Origin of the sequence: Conexibacter sp. DBS9H8 (genome assembly GCF_023330685.1) — a bacterium.
Lineage (GTDB): Bacteria > Actinomycetota > Thermoleophilia > Solirubrobacterales > Solirubrobacteraceae > Palsa-465.
This window is the reverse complement of the sequence record NZ_CP097128.1, coordinates 3,601,427-3,615,298: the sequence shown is the minus strand read 5'-3', so window position 1 is coordinate 3,615,298 and position 13,872 is coordinate 3,601,427. Positions and strand designations below refer to the sequence as shown.

Here is a 13,872-nt window from a genome sequence, read left to right as displayed (position 1 = left end):
GTCCCGTGACGCCGGCATCAGATCACGAGAGAGAGGCACGCGTTGAGATCGCTTCGTCGCACCACCACCGCCATCGGAGTCCTGGCGGCGGCCACGCTCTGGGTACCGGCGACGGCGCTGGCTCTGCCCCACAGCGGCGCCCACGGGCTCTCCTCCGCCCGGGTGTGTCCGGCGCCGCCGCGCGGGTTCGCCGCCTGTGACGTGCTCGCCGTCACCACGTCCAGCGGCCAGGAGTTCAATGCCAAGCCGACCGCCTCGAGCACGATTGCGGGCTACTACCCCTCCGACCTGCAGAGCGCCTACGGTCTCACGAACGCCTCCGCCACGGCCGGAGCCGGCCAGACCGTCGCCCTCGTCGACGCCTACAACGATCCGACCGCGGCCTCTGACGTGGCGACCTACCGGGCCGAGTTCGGGCTCCCGGCCCTCTCGACCTGCACGGTGAGCGGCGGCCGGGTGTCGAGCCCCGGCGGACCCTGCTTCACCCAGGTCGGCCAGAGCGGGTCGCCGACGAGCCTGCCGCACAACAACGCCGGCTGGGCCCAGGAGGAGTCCCTGGACATGGACATGGTCTCCGCCGTCTGTCCCAACTGCAACATCGTCCTCGTCGAGGCGTCGTCGGCATCGATCGCCAACCTCGGGGCGGCGGTGAACACGGCGGCGTCGCTCGGAGCGACGGAGATCTCCAACAGTTACGGCGGCTCGGAGTCCAGCTCCGACACGACTGATGACGCGACCTACTTCCACCACCCCGGGATTGCGATCACCGCGAGCAGCGGGGATGGGGGCTACGGCGTCGAGTATCCGGCGGCGTCCCAATACGTCACCGCCGTCGGGGGGACGACGCTGACGACCGCGCCCGGTACCACCCGTGGCTGGAGTGAGACGGCCTGGTCGGGCGCGGGCGCGGGGTGCTCGGCCGACGACCCTCAGCCGACCTGGCAGAGCACGGTCACCAACATCACGAGCGTGTGCGGCATGCGGGCGGTCGCCGACGTGAGCTGGGACGCGAACCCGAATACGGGGGTTGCCGTCTATGACTCGACCGCCTACAAGGGCGCGAGCGGCTGGCTCGTGTTCGGCGGCACGAGCGTTGCCTCACCGTCGATCGCCAGTGTCTACGCGCTCGCCGGGAACGCCGCTTCGGTTGTCTACGGCAGCTACCCCTACGCGCACAGCTCGAGCCTCTATGACATCACCTCCGGGTCCGATGGGAGCTGCGGATCGACCGCGCTGTGCACGGCGGGCCCGGGATGGGACGGTCCAACCGGTCTGGGCACGCCCGACGGGATCGGCGCATTCTGATCTCAGGTTGACCGCCGTGGTCCGGGACCGGCCCTGTGAGGCCGGTCCCGGAGCCGTGCCTGCTGGCGTTCAGCCCGGCGTCTTGGCCACCGTGGCGATGCCCGAGGTGACCTGGCGGTCGCCGCGCTCGCGCTTTCGCGTCCGGGCGTGGCCAGCGAGACTCTGAGCACGGCGATCGTCGCCGCCGCACCCTGACGTGCGGGGCCGATCATCAGAGAACAGGTCCTTCCTGGAGAGGAGTCGATCCGTACCGGTAGGTCGGCGGCGGGCTTGAGCCGCCGGAGACCAGCGGGGTGCGTGCCGGCCCGGTGGCCGGCACGCACCCCAGGCGAGCCTCAGGGCGTCGACAGCGTGTGGGCGTCCGCGTCGGCGGCGACGTGGGACTCGTAGGCGTCCCGGCGGCCTGGGTCGGTCTCGGTGAGGACCTTGTCGGCGCCGAGCAGCTTGATCACGCGGTCGTTGACCGCCCGGGGGAGGACATGCTGGACGCGCAGGACCAGCCCGATCCAGCTGGGGACGTAGACGTCGACGCGGTTGTGTTCGATCGCCTCGACGATCGCCGTCGCGACATCTGACGGTTCGAGGACCTTCAGCGGTCCGTGACCGGACAGCCCAGACCCGAGGTCGGTGTTGACGACGAGGGGCATCACGATGCTCACGCCGATCCCGGTGCCGGCCACCTCCTGGCGGATCGCCTCCGACAGGCCGACGACGGCGTGCTTGGTCGCCGCATAGGTTGCCCCGCCCGGCGCGCCGTACTTGCCCGCCGTCGAGGCGATGTTGACGAGGTGGCCCTCGCCACGGGCCTGGAACCGGCGCAGGGCGAGCTTGGAGCCGAGGATCACCCCGTTGAGGTTGATGTCGATCATCCGCTCGGCGGTCGCCTCGGTCTCCTCGACAAAGGCGCCGAGGGGCATGATCCCGGCGTTGTTGATCAGCACGTCGAGGGGACCGAGCTCCCGTTCGGTCTGCTCGAGGAACACCTCGAAGGAGGCGACGTCGGTGACGTCGAGAAAGCAGCCGATGCTGCCGTGTCCGAGCTCTTCGGCGACCGTCTGGGCGAGCGCCCCGTCGATGTCCCCGATGGCGACCCGTGCGCCCCGGGTGATGAGGGTCTCCGCCGTCGCGCGGCCGATTCCCCGTGCGCCGCCCGTGACGGCGACGACCTTACCTGCCAGAGACTTCGTCATCCGCTGAAGCCTACATCGCTGTGACCAAGGCGGTCGGCCGCCGGGGCGCGCGGGCGGTCAGAGGGCCGTGGGCGGGCGGTCGGAGGGCCGTGAGCGGGCGGGTCCCGGGCGCGAGCGTGTACTAGCGTCAGAGGAATGCGACGCTGGGGACCGGTGATGGAGGTACAGGCGTTCCGGCGCTGGTTCGCCGCCACCCTCGCGATGAGCGTCGCCCTGCAGATGCTCGAGGTGATCATCGGCTGGTCGGTCTACTCCCATCAGCGCAGCGCACTCGATCTCGGCTGGATCGGGCTCGCCGAGTTCCTGCCCCTGTTCGTGCTCGCCCTGCCCGCCGGCCACCTCGCCGACCGGTTCCCGCGCCGTTACGTGCTCGCGGCCGCCAACCTGCTCGGGGTCGTGATCGGGGTCACGCTCGCGCTGATCACCGCCGCCGGCGTGCACGCCGCCGCGCCGTACCTCGCCTGCGCCGTCGGCGCCGGGGTGACGATGGCGATCGGACAGCCCGCCGCGCGGGCGATGCCGCCGACGCTCGTCGGTCGGGCGCTGATTCCGAGCGCGATGACCCTGCGCGCGTTCGCCGCCCAGGGGGCCGGCATCATCGGTCCCGCCCTCGGCGGGCTCGTCTACGGGTTCTCGCCCGCCGCCGTCTACCTGCTCGCGGCCGGCTCCTGCCTGCTGGCCAGCCTCGCCGCTCTCCGCATCGGCCCGGGCCAGGCGCCCGTCGGCGCGGACGCGCGAGCCGGGGGCGGCGATCGTGACTCGGCTCCCGCCGGTGCCACGGCCACCCCGACGGCCGCGGCGGACCTCGGTTCGGTGCTGGAGGGGCTGCGGTTCGTCCGGGCGACCCCGATGATCCTCGGGGCGATCCTGCTCGATCTCCTGGCCGTGCTGTTCGGCGGCGCCGTCGCGCTGCTGCCGATCTTCGCGGCCCACATCCTCCATGTCGGTGTGGTCGGACTCGGGGTCCTTCGCGCCGGACCGGCGATCGGGGCCGTGATCGCCGCCGTCTGGCTCACCCGTCGCCCGATCCTGCGCCGGGCGGGACGGCGGCTGCTCGTCGTCGTCGCCGCCTTCGGCGCCTGCATGGTCGTCTTCGGTCTCTCCCGCAACGTCGAGCTCTCCTTCCTCGCCCTCGCCGTCAGCGGGTTCGTCGACTTCTTCTCGATGAACATCCGTGGCACGACCGTCGCCCTCGCCACGCCCGATCTGCTCCGAGGCCGCGTCGGGGCGGTCGAGACGGTGTTCGTCTCGGCTTCCAACCAGCTCGGCGCCTTCGAGTCCGGCCTGTCGGCGTCGCTGGTCGGAACGGTGCCCGCGGTCGTCGGTGGCGGCTGCGTGACAGTGCTGATCGCCCTCGGATGGATCCGCCTGTTTCCCGCGCTGCACCGGGTCGACGCGATGAATGAGATCGAACCGGTCCCGGTACGTGGCCTTCCGACGGCGGACGACGTCGTCCCGGCGGCGGGGGAGCGGGTCCCTGCGGGCGGCGGCGTGATCACGTCGCCCGGGCCGACCGTGCCCTGAGACAGGGCTCGGGCTGATCCCGTCACGGCCAGTGGCGTGAGCGCACCCCTCGGGGTGGCGCCGCCGCGGACGGAGAGAGGGGGATTCGAACCCCCGAACGAGTTTCCCCGTTACACGATTTCCAGTCGTGCCCGTTCAGCCGCTCCGGCACCTCTCCAGCTGTTGTCCGGCCGCTCGCGGCGGCCGCCCGGGGAAGGGTAGCGGCCCGCTGACCCAACCTCGCCCGGTGGGACCCGACCCCGTAGCATCCGCCCGTGCCCAACTTCGGTGACTTCCAACTTGAGATCTATCTGGCCGGGCTGAGCGGCATCCGGCCGTCGCTGCCGATGAGCTACTCCGAGCTCGCCGCCCGGGCGGAGGCGGCGCTGGCCCCGGACATCTACTCCTACGTCGCCGGCGGGGCCGGGAACGAGTTCACCCAGGACGAGAACGTCCGGGCCTTTGACCGGTACGGTCTGATGCCGCGGATGCTCGCCGGGGCGGCCGAGCGTGACCTCGGAATCGACCTCCTCGGCCACCGGCTCCCCAGCCCACTGCTGCTCGCTCCCGTCGGCGTGATCGGCCTGTGTGCCCGGGACGGCCACGGCGACATCGCCACCGCTCAGGCGGCGGCCCGCACCGGCGTCCCGATGATCGCCTCAACCCTGTCGGCAGATCCGCTCGAGGAGGTCGCCCAGCACCTCGGTGACACCCCCGGGTTCTTTCAGCTCTACACCCCGGCGGACCGGGAACTCGCGGCGAGCTTCGTCGCGCGAGCGGAGGCGGCGGGGTTCTCCGCGCTCATCGTCACCCTCGACACTCAGATCCTCGGCTGGCGTCCCCGCGACCTCGGCCTCGCCTCGTTCCCCCAGCTCCAGGGCAAGTGTCTGGCCAACTACTTCAGTGATCCGGTGTTCTGCGCCAAGCTCGCCGCACCGCCGGAGGAGGACCCGCGGGCCGCGGCGCTCGCGTGGGCGCTCGGGTTCTCGGACCCGGCGCTCAGCTGGGACGACCTCGCCTGGCTGCGTTCGCTCACGACGCTGCCGCTGTTGCTCAAGGGCCTCTGCCATCCCGAGGACGTGCGCCGGGCGATCGACAGCGGCGTCGACGGGATCTACTGCTCCAACCACGGCGGCCGCCAGGCCAACGGGGGACTGGCGGCGATCGACCTGCTCGAGCCCGTCGTCGAGGCGGCCGACGGGCGGGTCCCCGTCATCTTCGACTCAGGGGTTCGCGGGGGTGAACACGTCGTCAAGGCGGTCGCCCTCGGGGCGACCGCTGTCGGGGTCGGCCGCCCCTACGCGTGGGGGCTCGCCCTCGGTGGCGTCGACGGCATCGTCCACGTCCTCCGCAGCCTGCTCGCCGAAGCCGACCTGCTGATGGCCGTCGACGGCTACCCGACGCTCGCCCACCTCGCCGCGCCGGGCAGCCTGCTCCGCCGCTGAGCTCGCGGCTGCGCGCGGACCTGCGACGGCGACGCCTCAACCACCGCGCGCCCCTCAGACGACGGCGCGTCGGTCCCGTCCGACCGTGTCCGGGGCGGCTCAGCCGCGACCGGCGGTGTGGCCGACGGTGGTGGTCGCCGACGCCGTCGTCGACGTCGAGCCGGTCGGGAATCCTGAGCGCGTGTTCGCCTTCAGATAGACGGCGAAGAAGTCGCGGTCGTCGGGGGTGAGGTACCGGTTGGCCGGCCGGACCATGTCCGGCAACAGCTTGATCGGGTTGGCGGCGTTCGGACCGGTGTAGTAGTTGAAGCTCGGCCAGTAGGCGTTGATGTCGAGCTGCATCGCCCGGACCGCGCCGGCGTGGATCAGGATCGCCGCCAGCGACTGGGCGGTCTGGTTGTTCGCCGCCGCGTAGATGAGGTCGCCGCGGGCGGTGATTCCCAAGCCCGAGCGCCAGACGCGGATCGAGTTGCCGAGCGTCGCTCCCCACAGGGCGCCGTTGGCGAGCTGCGGGTTGGGGGCGCCGTTGCTGACGATGAGCGGCAGGTTCTGGCGGGCGAAGTCGATGTTCGGGCCGATTTTCGGCCCGCCGGTCCAGTCGACGATGTTGTAGGTCCCGTTCGTGTAGCCGACGAAGGTCGCCTGCCCCTTGACGAGCGGGGCATACGTCTGGCCGTTGTCAGCCCAGCCGCCGTGGGCATCCTCGAGCTTGAAGCCGCTGTTGAAGGTCGCCAGCAGCTTCGCGCGCTGGTTGACCGGAACCATCTCCGGTCCGCGGTTGGCCATCGGCACGTCCGGCTCGAGGTTGCCCGCATACAGCTGGATCGAGGTGCGGCGCGGATCGATCCAGGCGACGCCGGCGACCATCTGCGGATAGAGCGGGTCAGAGCGGAACTGGGTGATCTGCACCGGCGAACTCTGCAGGGTCCACGATTCGGTCGGCTGCCAGACCCCCTCACCGGGAAGGGCGGGGTGGAGGATCGGCGTGATGTTGGGCGGGTGGCGGATCGACTGCTGGTGGAGCTTGAGTGCGAGGCGCTTGAGCCCCGGGCCTCCGGTCGCCGGGGCGTTGAGCGAGTAGTAGATGCGCTCGATGAAGGACGCGATCCCGGCTCCTCCGTTGGACCGCAGCCACTCGATCGTGTTGATCGTCAGCGCCGTGTTGGCCGACGCCGTCATCGCCGACAGCCACGAGACGCCGATCGGAAGCGCGCAGACCGCGAGCGCGATCAGCGCAACCCGCCGCAGGCGCTGGCGCGGCGAGAGCCGGGGCGGAAGGGGGCGGGCGGGACGAGGAGGGAGCGTGGAGGTGGTCATCGACGCCGGAAAGCTCATGCGCACGGATTCAACACCGCCTGAGAAGATCCTCTCGGCCCGGGTGCGGGCCGACGACGGAGTTGCTCAGGCGCCGCACCTCACTCTACCCTGCAGGAGGATGAGAGGCTTCTCAAGCAGTTCTGGGCCGGGCCTTAGGTCGTGGCGGCAGGTTCTTCGACGTGTCCTGGAGTGAACGACCGCGGTCCGACCGTGCCGCCGCACGCTCGGACCGTCACAATCCACCGCCGCGCCCGGTCCGCCCGCGGGCGGTGACGCGTCCGCCGGGGCTCCTCGAAGATTCCGGCAGCGAGCGTCGCCGCCGGGCCGAGCGGTTCCGTGCTCGCCGGCGCGACCTCAGCGCCGACGTCGCCGGAGGATTCGTGCTCGCCCTGTTCGCCCTCCTGCTGGGACCCGGCCTGGGGATGCTCACCCTGCTCGGGGTCCCGCTGCTGCTCATCCTCGTGTTCGGGCCGCCGATCGTCCGCGTCGTCCGCCGGCGCCGAGCCGGCAGGGCCGGTGCCGGCTCGGGACGTCGCTGGGCGGAGGCGCCACGCGCCACCGCCGGGCGGGCCGGAGCGGGCAGGGCACTGATGGACGGCGTCAGCAGCTCGGGCGCACGGCTTCGGCGCGCGCTCGGTGATGACCGCGGCGTTCAGCCGCGACGTCGCCCGCGGCTCTGAGCCCCGGGGGAGAGCGCCGACCGCGTCGGCGCGACCCGGCGGCGGCGCCGCCGCCGCGCGATCCGCCCCGGAACGAGTGTCACCAGCGCGATCAGCGCGAGGAGGATCCCGACGACTCCGGCGGTCGCGGTTCCGCTGACGAGGATGAGGACGAAGACGGCGATGAGGACGCCCGTCAGTGCGTCGATGAGCAACGGCACACCCGGGCGTGAGCGGGGACGGCGCACGGGGGGCTTCAGATCCCCATCCGCCGCCACAGCGGGCGGGGAAGGCAGCGGAGGACGAGGAGGACCCAGCGCAGGGCGGGCGGTGCCCAGACCGTGTGGGCGCCTCGCTCGATCGCGCGAACGGCGACCTCGGCGACCGCCTCCGGTGTCGTCGCAAGCGGGGCGGGACGAAGACCGGCGGTCATCCGCGTGTGCACGAAGCCGGGCCGGACGACGAGGGTCCGCACGCCGTCGGCCCGGGCGGCGTCCCCGAGTGCCTGGGCGAGTGCGTCGAGGCCGGCCTTCGCAGCGCCGTAATAGGCGAGGCTCGCCCGCGGGCGCTCGGCCGCGGCGCTCGACAGCACGACCATCGTCCCGCCGCCCCGGGAACGGAGCTGCTGCAGGGATGCCTCCAGCAGCGAGCCGCAGCCGAGGACGTTCGTGCGCAGCAGCGCGAGCGCCTCCTCCCGTGGGGTCGCCAGGGCGGCCTGGCCGCCGAGGGTCCCGACGGCGAGGACGACGGTGTCGAACCCTCCCGAGCCGAACAGCTCGCCGAGCAGCGCGGGGTGGGTGTCGAGCGCGTCGGCGTCGCCGACGGCGACAGAAACCGAGACACAACCGGCGTTCACCAGCGCGGCCGCGGCTTTCTCGAGGGCGTCGGCGTCCCGACCGACGATCACCGCGGTGCTGCCGGGGTGGCGGCGGGCGAGGGCAGCGACGATGGCACCGCCGATCTCTGAGGTGCCGCCGAGGAGGAGCACGCGCCGGCTCACCGGTCGCTCACCAGCCCCGTGCGGATCGCGAGGTCCGAGCGCCAGAGGCCGGCGGGGTCGGCGTCGTCGCGGATCGTCTGCCACTCGCTGAGGCGTGGATACATCGCCGACAGGGTGGCAGGTCTGACGTGACTGTCCTTGCTGAGGTAGATCCGGCCCCCGGCCTCGACGACGAGCTCGTCACAGCGATCGAGCGCGGCAGGAAGGGCGGGGCAGCGGCGGGGCAGGTCGAGCGCAAGGGTCCACCCCTCGATCGGGAAGGAGAGCGGGGCGGCGTTGGCGGGACCGAAGTCCTTGAGGACGGCGAGGTAGACGGGGGCGTCCGCGGCGGCCAGTACCTCGAGGATCGCTTCGAGGACACGCTCGGCGCCGGGCGGCACGGCGACCTGGTACTGGAGAAACCCGCTGGGCCCGTACATCCGCGGCCAGGCGGCGAGGCCGTCGAGCGGGAACATGTGGGGTCCGAAGCCGATCAGCGCGTCGCGTTCGTGCCGGGGCGAGCGCCAGAAGCGAGCCGCGTTGGCGGCTCGGATCACCGCCGGGGTGAGCGCGCCCGATGGGATGACGGGGGGAACGGCAAGCCGGACCGGGGTTGTCGCCGCTGCGGCCGGCATCGGGCCGCCGCCGTCGGCGGCGGAGCTGACCATGCGGGCCCGGGTGACGACCCCGCGCGGGCCGCGGCGCGACAGGAGATCGAGCCAGGCGACCCGGTGCGGGCCACCGTCGGCCCGGAGGGCGCTGAACGCGTCATCGAGGCTGTCGACCCGGTCGGTGTCGACGGCGAGCAGCGGCGCGGGCGCGGGGGCGAGCGCGATCTGCGCCGACACGATCACACCGGTGAGGCCCATGCCGCCGATCGTGGCGGAAAACAGCGGGTCTGCCGGGGTGAGGTCGCGGAGTTCGCCGTCGGCGGTGAGCAGGCCGAGAGTGCGGACGTGGGCGCCGAAGGTGCCGGCGCTGCCGTGGTTCTTGCCGTGGATGTCGGAGGCGATCGCCCCTCCGACGGTGATGAACTGGGTGCCGGGGACGACGGGGACGATCCAGCCCTGCGCGGCGGCGGCCCGGAGGAGTTCGGTGAGGAGGACGCCGGCACCGACGCGCGCGATGCCGGCGACCGGGTCGAGGGTCAGTTCTCGCAACCCCGCGCTGCTGACGGCGAGGCCACCCCACCGTTGCGCAGCGTCTCCGTAGCTGCGCCCCATCCCGCGCGCGATGACGCCGCGCGCCAGCCGTCGGTCACGGCTGGCGAGGCCGGCCGCGAGGGCCGCCGGATCCGGGGGACGCCACACCCATGAGCGGACACGGTCACCTCCGCCCCACCCGTGCAGGGTTCGCACCCGCACCGGCCCGCGCAGCGCGCGGGCCGGTGCCCGGTCTGCGTCAGGCACCGGCGTTGACCCCGAGCCCGAAGGAGATCAGCCACAGGCCGGCGGCGCACAGCATCGGCCAGTCGCGCAGGAGCAGCTCGTCCGGGGCCTCGGTCTGGCCGCGGCGGACGAGCTGCAGGTAGCGCAGGAGCGCGACGCTGAAGGGGACGGCGGTAATCAGACGCCAGGGGAACGTCACGCCGGCACGCTGCTCGAGGGCCCACGCGACGTAGGCGAGGATCGCGCCGCAGAGGGCGGCGATCAGCACCCATCCGAGCGTGCGGTGGGTATAGAGGCGCAGGACGAGCCGGCGGTTGCCGAGATCGCCACGGGCGCGGGAGAGCTCGGAGTCGCGCTTGCCGGCGGCGATCATGATCGCCGCGAAGGTCACCACGAGCAGAAAGGACGTGGAGAGGGGAACGCCGATCGCCGCGCCTCCGGCGACGGCGCGGAGCACGAACCCGGCGGCGATCGCGAGGATGTCCATCACGACGACGTGGCGCCAGATGAGCGTGTAGCTGAGCGTGACGATCACGTACCCCTCTGCGGTGAGCGTGAGCACCGGCGAGTCGAGGCTGCTGAGCAGCAGGCCCGCGACGATCCAGGCGGCGCCGGCGAGCCCGGCCAGTCGCGGCGACACCGCGCCGGAGGCAACGGGCCGGCGGCATTTGGTCGGGTGCTCCCGATCCTCGTGCCGGTCCCGGACGTCGTTGAGCGCGTAGATCCCCGAGGCGAGCAGGCAGAAGCTGAGGAACGCGACCCCCACCTTGACCCAGGCGTCGTTATGCCCGAGGGCGCCGGCGGCGAACGCCGCGCCGACGACGAGCAGATTCTTGATCCACTGCTTGGGCCGGGCGAGGCGAATGAGCGCCGGGAGGGGGGTGGCGGCCTTCACCATCGGTTGAGAACCTAGTTTCGCCGCTTCAAGTGAGTCTCCGTGTTTCATGAGCGGACTCTCAGGTTCGGTTGAGGTGGCCCTGTCGTGGGCCTGGGAAGCTATGTCTCGACATGTCGGTTCAGCGCACCTCATTCCACCCCGCGCCGCTCGTGATCGAGCGTCCCAGCCCGGCCGCCCGTCTGCGACGCGTCATCGGTGTCGCGGCGATGGTACTCGTCGGGGTGGCCGCCATCTCCTGGGGCGTGGCGATGGCCGGGCCCTCCAACTCCGCGCTGACCATTCGTTCCGTCGAGTGGCTCCGCGACAACGGTCTGCGCAGCCTCGTCACGACGGTGGAGAACATCTACTACACCTGGCAGGCCCCGGCCAAGGGGGGACCCGGTCTCAAGCGGCTTCCCGGCCAGTCCGGCCACGAGCTGGCCGCCGGAAACGCGACGACGAACCGGCTCGCGACGGCCGGAGGCGTGCACGCCGCGGCCCCCTACCGACCCCCGAACATCACTCCGGTGATCTCTCCCGCCCTCCCCGGGGAGGGCGTGTGGCGGTCCACGTTCCCGGTCCCGCGCGGGACGCCGCCCCCGGTGCTCATCACCAGCTACCGGCCCCAGCCTGCCTACCCGCAGATCGTCGTCGGCGTCGCTTGGATCAACCACCTCGACACCTCGCTGATGCTCTATCCGGGGCTTCAGGAACCGAGCGTGGCGATGCCCAACCGTGGGCCCGAGGAGGTGCCACCCGCGCTCCGTGACAAGCTCGTGGCGACGTTCAACAGCGCCTTCAAGCTCGTCGATTCGGGCGGCGGTTTCGTCTATGGCGGCCACACCTACGCGCCGATGCGACACGGCTTCGCCAGCGTCGTCCAGTACACGAACGGTCAGATGAACGTGATCAGCTGGCCCTACGGTCCGACCGCCCCGGCCAACATCCGCTTCGCCCGTCAGAACCTACCGCTGATCGTCGATCACGGTCAGCTCAACCCGAACCTCTCCAACGGCCCCGAGTGGGGGGCCACCCTCGGCAACACCGTCCAGGTGTGGCGGTCGGCGCTCGGAATCGACGCGCACGGCAACCTCATCTACGCCGCCGGCAACTACCAGACGGTCGGCTCGCTCGCGGCGGTGATGCGCCACGTCGGCGCGGTCCGCGCGATGCAGCTCGACATCAACTCGTACTGGCCGAGCTTCATCACCTACGCGGGGCCGGGCGCCAAGGACCCGGCGAACCTGCTCTCGAGCATGGTCCGCTCACCCTACCGTTACCTCACCCCCGACGACCGCGACTTCTTCGCCGTCTATCTCCGCTGACCCCGGGCCTAGACCGCGAACTGCCAGCGTCCGTCGCGCAGCAGCGGAAGCTGACCTCCGTCGGCGGTGAGGCCGGTGACGGAAATCTCGGGGGAGCCGATCATGAAGTCGATATGGATCGAGCTCTCGTTGATCTGCGCACGGCTCCCCGCGTCGGAGACCGTGTCCGGGTAGGCGGCCCCGAGGGCGATGTGGCTGGCGGCGTTCTCGTCGAGGAGCGTCTCGGAGAACACGGTCCCGAGGCGTCCGATCCGGCTCTCGGCGTCGACGAGGGCGACCTCCCCGAGCCGCGCGGCACCCGGGTCGGTGGCGATCATCGCCTCGACGAGCCCCGCCCCCTGCCGCGCACTGACCTCGACCGCCCGTCCCTCGAGGAAGTGGACCTCGAGGTCGACGACGGTGCCGCCGCCGACCGTGAGTGGGCGCGTCGCCCGCACGTGCCCGTCGACCCGGACCGGGTCGGGCGCGGTGAACACCTCCTCGGTCGGGAGATTCGCGGTGAACGGAATGCCCCCCGCTGTCTCATCCCCGGCGGACTGCCACAGCGATCCGGGCAGCAGGCCGACGCGCAGGTCCGTCCCGGGGCCCTGGAAGTGGAGGGCGTCGAGCTTCAGGGCGGTGAGCCGCCGGGCGACCGCGTCAAGCTGGGCAAAGCGCTCCCGCCACGCTGCGGCGGGGTCGGGCTCGCCCAGCCGCATGATGTCGGCGATCTCCTCCCACAGGCGATCGAGGGCCGCCGCCTCTGTGAGATCGGGGTAGAGGCGGGCCGCCCAGCCCGCGCACGGGCCGGGTGTGACGATCCAGTTCCACTGGCGCGCGTGGGTCACCTCGAGGGTCTCGGGGAGGCGCGGCATCATGTCGATCCCGAGCCGCTCGGGAGCGATGTCCTCCATCAACCCGAGGGCGGGCTCCCCGGCGAGGCGGATCTGGGCCCCGGCGAGCGCGCCGAGGGAGCGGTAGCGCTCACCCCACCACGGCGGACGGTAGGCGAGGGAGTGAAGCGGCGCGTGGGTGAGGCGGGAGTGTTTGACGTGGCCGTCGAACACCCACAGGTCGACGTAGCTCGCGCCGCGGCGGTAGGCTGCCTCGGCAACCGCGCGCCAGACCGCCTCCATCCCCGGCGCGGCGGTGATCCCGACGATCTGCCCAGCCTGGACGTTGACTCCGACGTCGGAGACGATCAGGTCCGAGAGGCTGGAAACGAGCTCGACCCGTCCGCCGCCGTTCCTGCTCTCGCTCACGGCTCGCTGTGCCAGTGCGGGACCCCGAGGATGACGAGCCGCAGCTGCTTGTCGGCCACCTCGGCGACCCGGACCTGGGCGACGTGGTTGTCCGGCGGTGTCTCGAGGATGGCTTCGACGGTCGAGATCATGGCGTTGACGATCAGGGTGGCGACCATGTTGAGGTCGTCGGTGCTCCAGTCTCGCAGGTAGGGAAACCGGGCGAGGTCGGTCGCCAACTCGCTCGCGATCAGGCGGATCTCCGCGAGCACGGCCAACCGCAGCCGGCTCGAGGCGCTCCCGCGAGCCCTCGCGATGAAGGCGAAGTGGTCGCGATGGTCGTTGACGTAGCCGGTGAGGACCTGCACGGAGGTTGGAATCGCCTCCGTCCATTCACCGCGCCGGGCCTCGCGCAACATCGCCCGCAGGGTGCCGAAGGACTCGTCCATCAACGCGAGCCCGAGGTCGTCCAGGCTGTCGAAGTGCCGGTAGAAGGCGGCCGGCACGACCCCGGCCGCCTTGGTGATGCTGCGCAGGGACAGCGAGTCGAAGTTCTCTCCCGCCTGGATCCGCAGCAGCGCGGCCTCCATCAGCGCCTGACGGGTCGCCTGGCGCCGCTCCGCCTGAGTCCTGGGTGTACGAGTGTTCACGATTGTGTGGTTTG

The 13,872-nt window shown here is 71.8% G+C and carries 13 protein-coding genes and 1 tRNA gene; 5 read left to right on the top strand and 9 right to left on the bottom strand.

Annotation, left to right across the window (positions count from 1 at the left end; genetic code table 11):
- Nucleotides 1-42 precede the first annotated feature (42 nt).
- Complete coding sequence (locus M3M55_RS17260; protein WP_249010745.1) at nucleotides 43-1,305, top strand: hypothetical protein; 1,263 nt, start codon at nucleotides 43-45, stop codon at nucleotides 1,303-1,305.
- A gap of 335 nt (nucleotides 1,306-1,640) precedes the next feature.
- Here M3M55_RS17260 and M3M55_RS17255 read toward each other — a convergent pair whose 3' ends face one another.
- Nucleotides 1,641-2,495 (bottom strand): SDR family oxidoreductase, encoded by an 855-nt coding sequence (locus M3M55_RS17255; protein WP_249010744.1) that lies wholly within the window; start codon nucleotides 2,493-2,495, stop codon nucleotides 1,641-1,643.
- Between the two features lie 135 nt (nucleotides 2,496-2,630).
- Between M3M55_RS17255 and M3M55_RS17250 the strand changes: the two genes are divergently transcribed.
- Nucleotides 2,631-4,019, top strand: a complete 1,389-nt coding sequence (locus tag M3M55_RS17250) for an MFS transporter (protein ID WP_249010743.1) — start codon at nucleotides 2,631-2,633, stop codon at nucleotides 4,017-4,019.
- Nucleotides 4,020-4,089: 70 nt separating this feature from the next.
- Here M3M55_RS17250 and M3M55_RS17245 read toward each other — a convergent pair.
- Nucleotides 4,090-4,176 (bottom strand) — tRNA-Ser (locus M3M55_RS17245).
- 97 nt (nucleotides 4,177-4,273) lie between these two features.
- Here M3M55_RS17245 and M3M55_RS17240 point away from each other — a divergent pair.
- Nucleotides 4,274-5,443: an alpha-hydroxy-acid oxidizing protein gene (locus M3M55_RS17240; RefSeq protein WP_249010742.1), complete on the top strand. Its 1,170-nt coding sequence runs from the start codon at nucleotides 4,274-4,276 to the stop codon at nucleotides 5,441-5,443.
- Nucleotides 5,444-5,542: 99 nt separating this feature from the next.
- Here M3M55_RS17240 and M3M55_RS17235 read toward each other — a convergent pair whose 3' ends face one another.
- The gene (locus tag M3M55_RS17235; protein ID WP_249010741.1) at nucleotides 5,543-6,778 is read right to left on the bottom strand and encodes a hypothetical protein; all 1,236 of its coding nucleotides are present in this window, start codon (nucleotides 6,776-6,778) and stop codon (nucleotides 5,543-5,545) included.
- Nucleotides 6,779-7,029: 251 nt separating this feature from the next.
- On the opposite strand from M3M55_RS17235, the gene M3M55_RS17230 reads away from it, so the two are divergent.
- Entirely contained in the window at nucleotides 7,030-7,440 is a 411-nt protein-coding gene (locus M3M55_RS17230; RefSeq protein WP_249010740.1) for a hypothetical protein, read from the top strand.
- Here M3M55_RS17230 and M3M55_RS17225 read toward each other — a convergent pair.
- The 4 genes from M3M55_RS17225 to M3M55_RS17210 are packed head-to-tail and all read right to left on the bottom strand — an operon-like array spanning nucleotide 7,413 to nucleotide 10,684.
- A complete protein-coding gene (locus M3M55_RS17225; protein WP_249010739.1) occupies nucleotides 7,413-7,640 on the bottom strand; it encodes a hypothetical protein in 228 nt (75 codons plus the stop codon). The two genes, M3M55_RS17230 and M3M55_RS17225, sit on opposite strands and share 28 nt — an antisense overlap.
- A gap of 35 nt (nucleotides 7,641-7,675) precedes the next feature.
- A complete protein-coding gene (locus tag M3M55_RS17220; RefSeq protein WP_249010738.1) occupies nucleotides 7,676-8,419 on the bottom strand; it encodes an SDR family NAD(P)-dependent oxidoreductase in 744 nt (247 codons plus the stop codon).
- Nucleotides 8,416-9,807 (bottom strand): FAD-binding oxidoreductase, encoded by a 1,392-nt coding sequence (locus tag M3M55_RS17215; protein WP_249010737.1) that lies wholly within the window; start codon nucleotides 9,805-9,807, stop codon nucleotides 8,416-8,418. Before M3M55_RS17215 ends, M3M55_RS17220 begins: the two co-directional genes overlap by 4 nt.
- Entirely contained in the window at nucleotides 9,800-10,684 is an 885-nt protein-coding gene (locus M3M55_RS17210; RefSeq protein ID WP_249010736.1) for a decaprenyl-phosphate phosphoribosyltransferase, read from the bottom strand. The genes M3M55_RS17215 and M3M55_RS17210 overlap by 8 nt, the downstream gene beginning before the upstream one ends.
- 110 nt (nucleotides 10,685-10,794) lie before the next feature.
- Here M3M55_RS17210 and M3M55_RS17205 point away from each other — a divergent pair, with 110 nt between their 5' ends.
- Nucleotides 10,795-11,988, top strand: a complete 1,194-nt coding sequence (locus tag M3M55_RS17205; RefSeq protein WP_249010735.1) for a phosphodiester glycosidase family protein — start codon at nucleotides 10,795-10,797, stop codon at nucleotides 11,986-11,988.
- 8 nt (nucleotides 11,989-11,996) lie between these two features.
- On the opposite strand, the gene M3M55_RS17200 is transcribed toward M3M55_RS17205, so the two are convergent.
- Both M3M55_RS17200 and M3M55_RS17195 read right to left on the bottom strand, forming a co-directional pair.
- Nucleotides 11,997-13,229: an aminopeptidase gene (locus tag M3M55_RS17200; RefSeq protein ID WP_249010734.1), complete on the bottom strand. Its 1,233-nt coding sequence runs from the start codon at nucleotides 13,227-13,229 to the stop codon at nucleotides 11,997-11,999.
- Nucleotides 13,226-13,798, bottom strand: a complete 573-nt coding sequence (locus M3M55_RS17195; RefSeq protein WP_371878782.1) for a TetR family transcriptional regulator — start codon at nucleotides 13,796-13,798, stop codon at nucleotides 13,226-13,228. The genes M3M55_RS17200 and M3M55_RS17195 overlap by 4 nt, the downstream gene beginning before the upstream one ends.
- Nucleotides 13,799-13,872: the final 74 nt, after the last annotated feature.

Excerpts from the sequence above, each read along its gene's own strand:
- M3M55_RS17250 (WP_249010743.1), top strand. The coding sequence starts at position 2,631 with ATGCGACGCTGGGGACCGGTGATGGAGGTACAGGCGTTCCGGCGCTGG.
- M3M55_RS17195 (WP_371878782.1), bottom strand. The coding sequence starts at position 13,798 with ATGGAGGCCGCGCTGCTGCGGATCCAGGCGGGAGAGAACTTCGACTCG.
- M3M55_RS17205 (WP_249010735.1), top strand. The coding sequence starts at position 10,795 with ATGTCGGTTCAGCGCACCTCATTCCACCCCGCGCCGCTCGTGATCGAG.
- M3M55_RS17235 (WP_249010741.1), bottom strand. The coding sequence starts at position 6,778 with ATGAGCTTTCCGGCGTCGATGACCACCTCCACGCTCCCTCCTCGTCCC.
- M3M55_RS17210 (WP_249010736.1), bottom strand. The coding sequence starts at position 10,684 with ATGGTGAAGGCCGCCACCCCCCTCCCGGCGCTCATTCGCCTCGCCCGG.
- M3M55_RS17255 (WP_249010744.1), bottom strand. The coding sequence starts at position 2,495 with ATGACGAAGTCTCTGGCAGGTAAGGTCGTCGCCGTCACGGGCGGCGCA.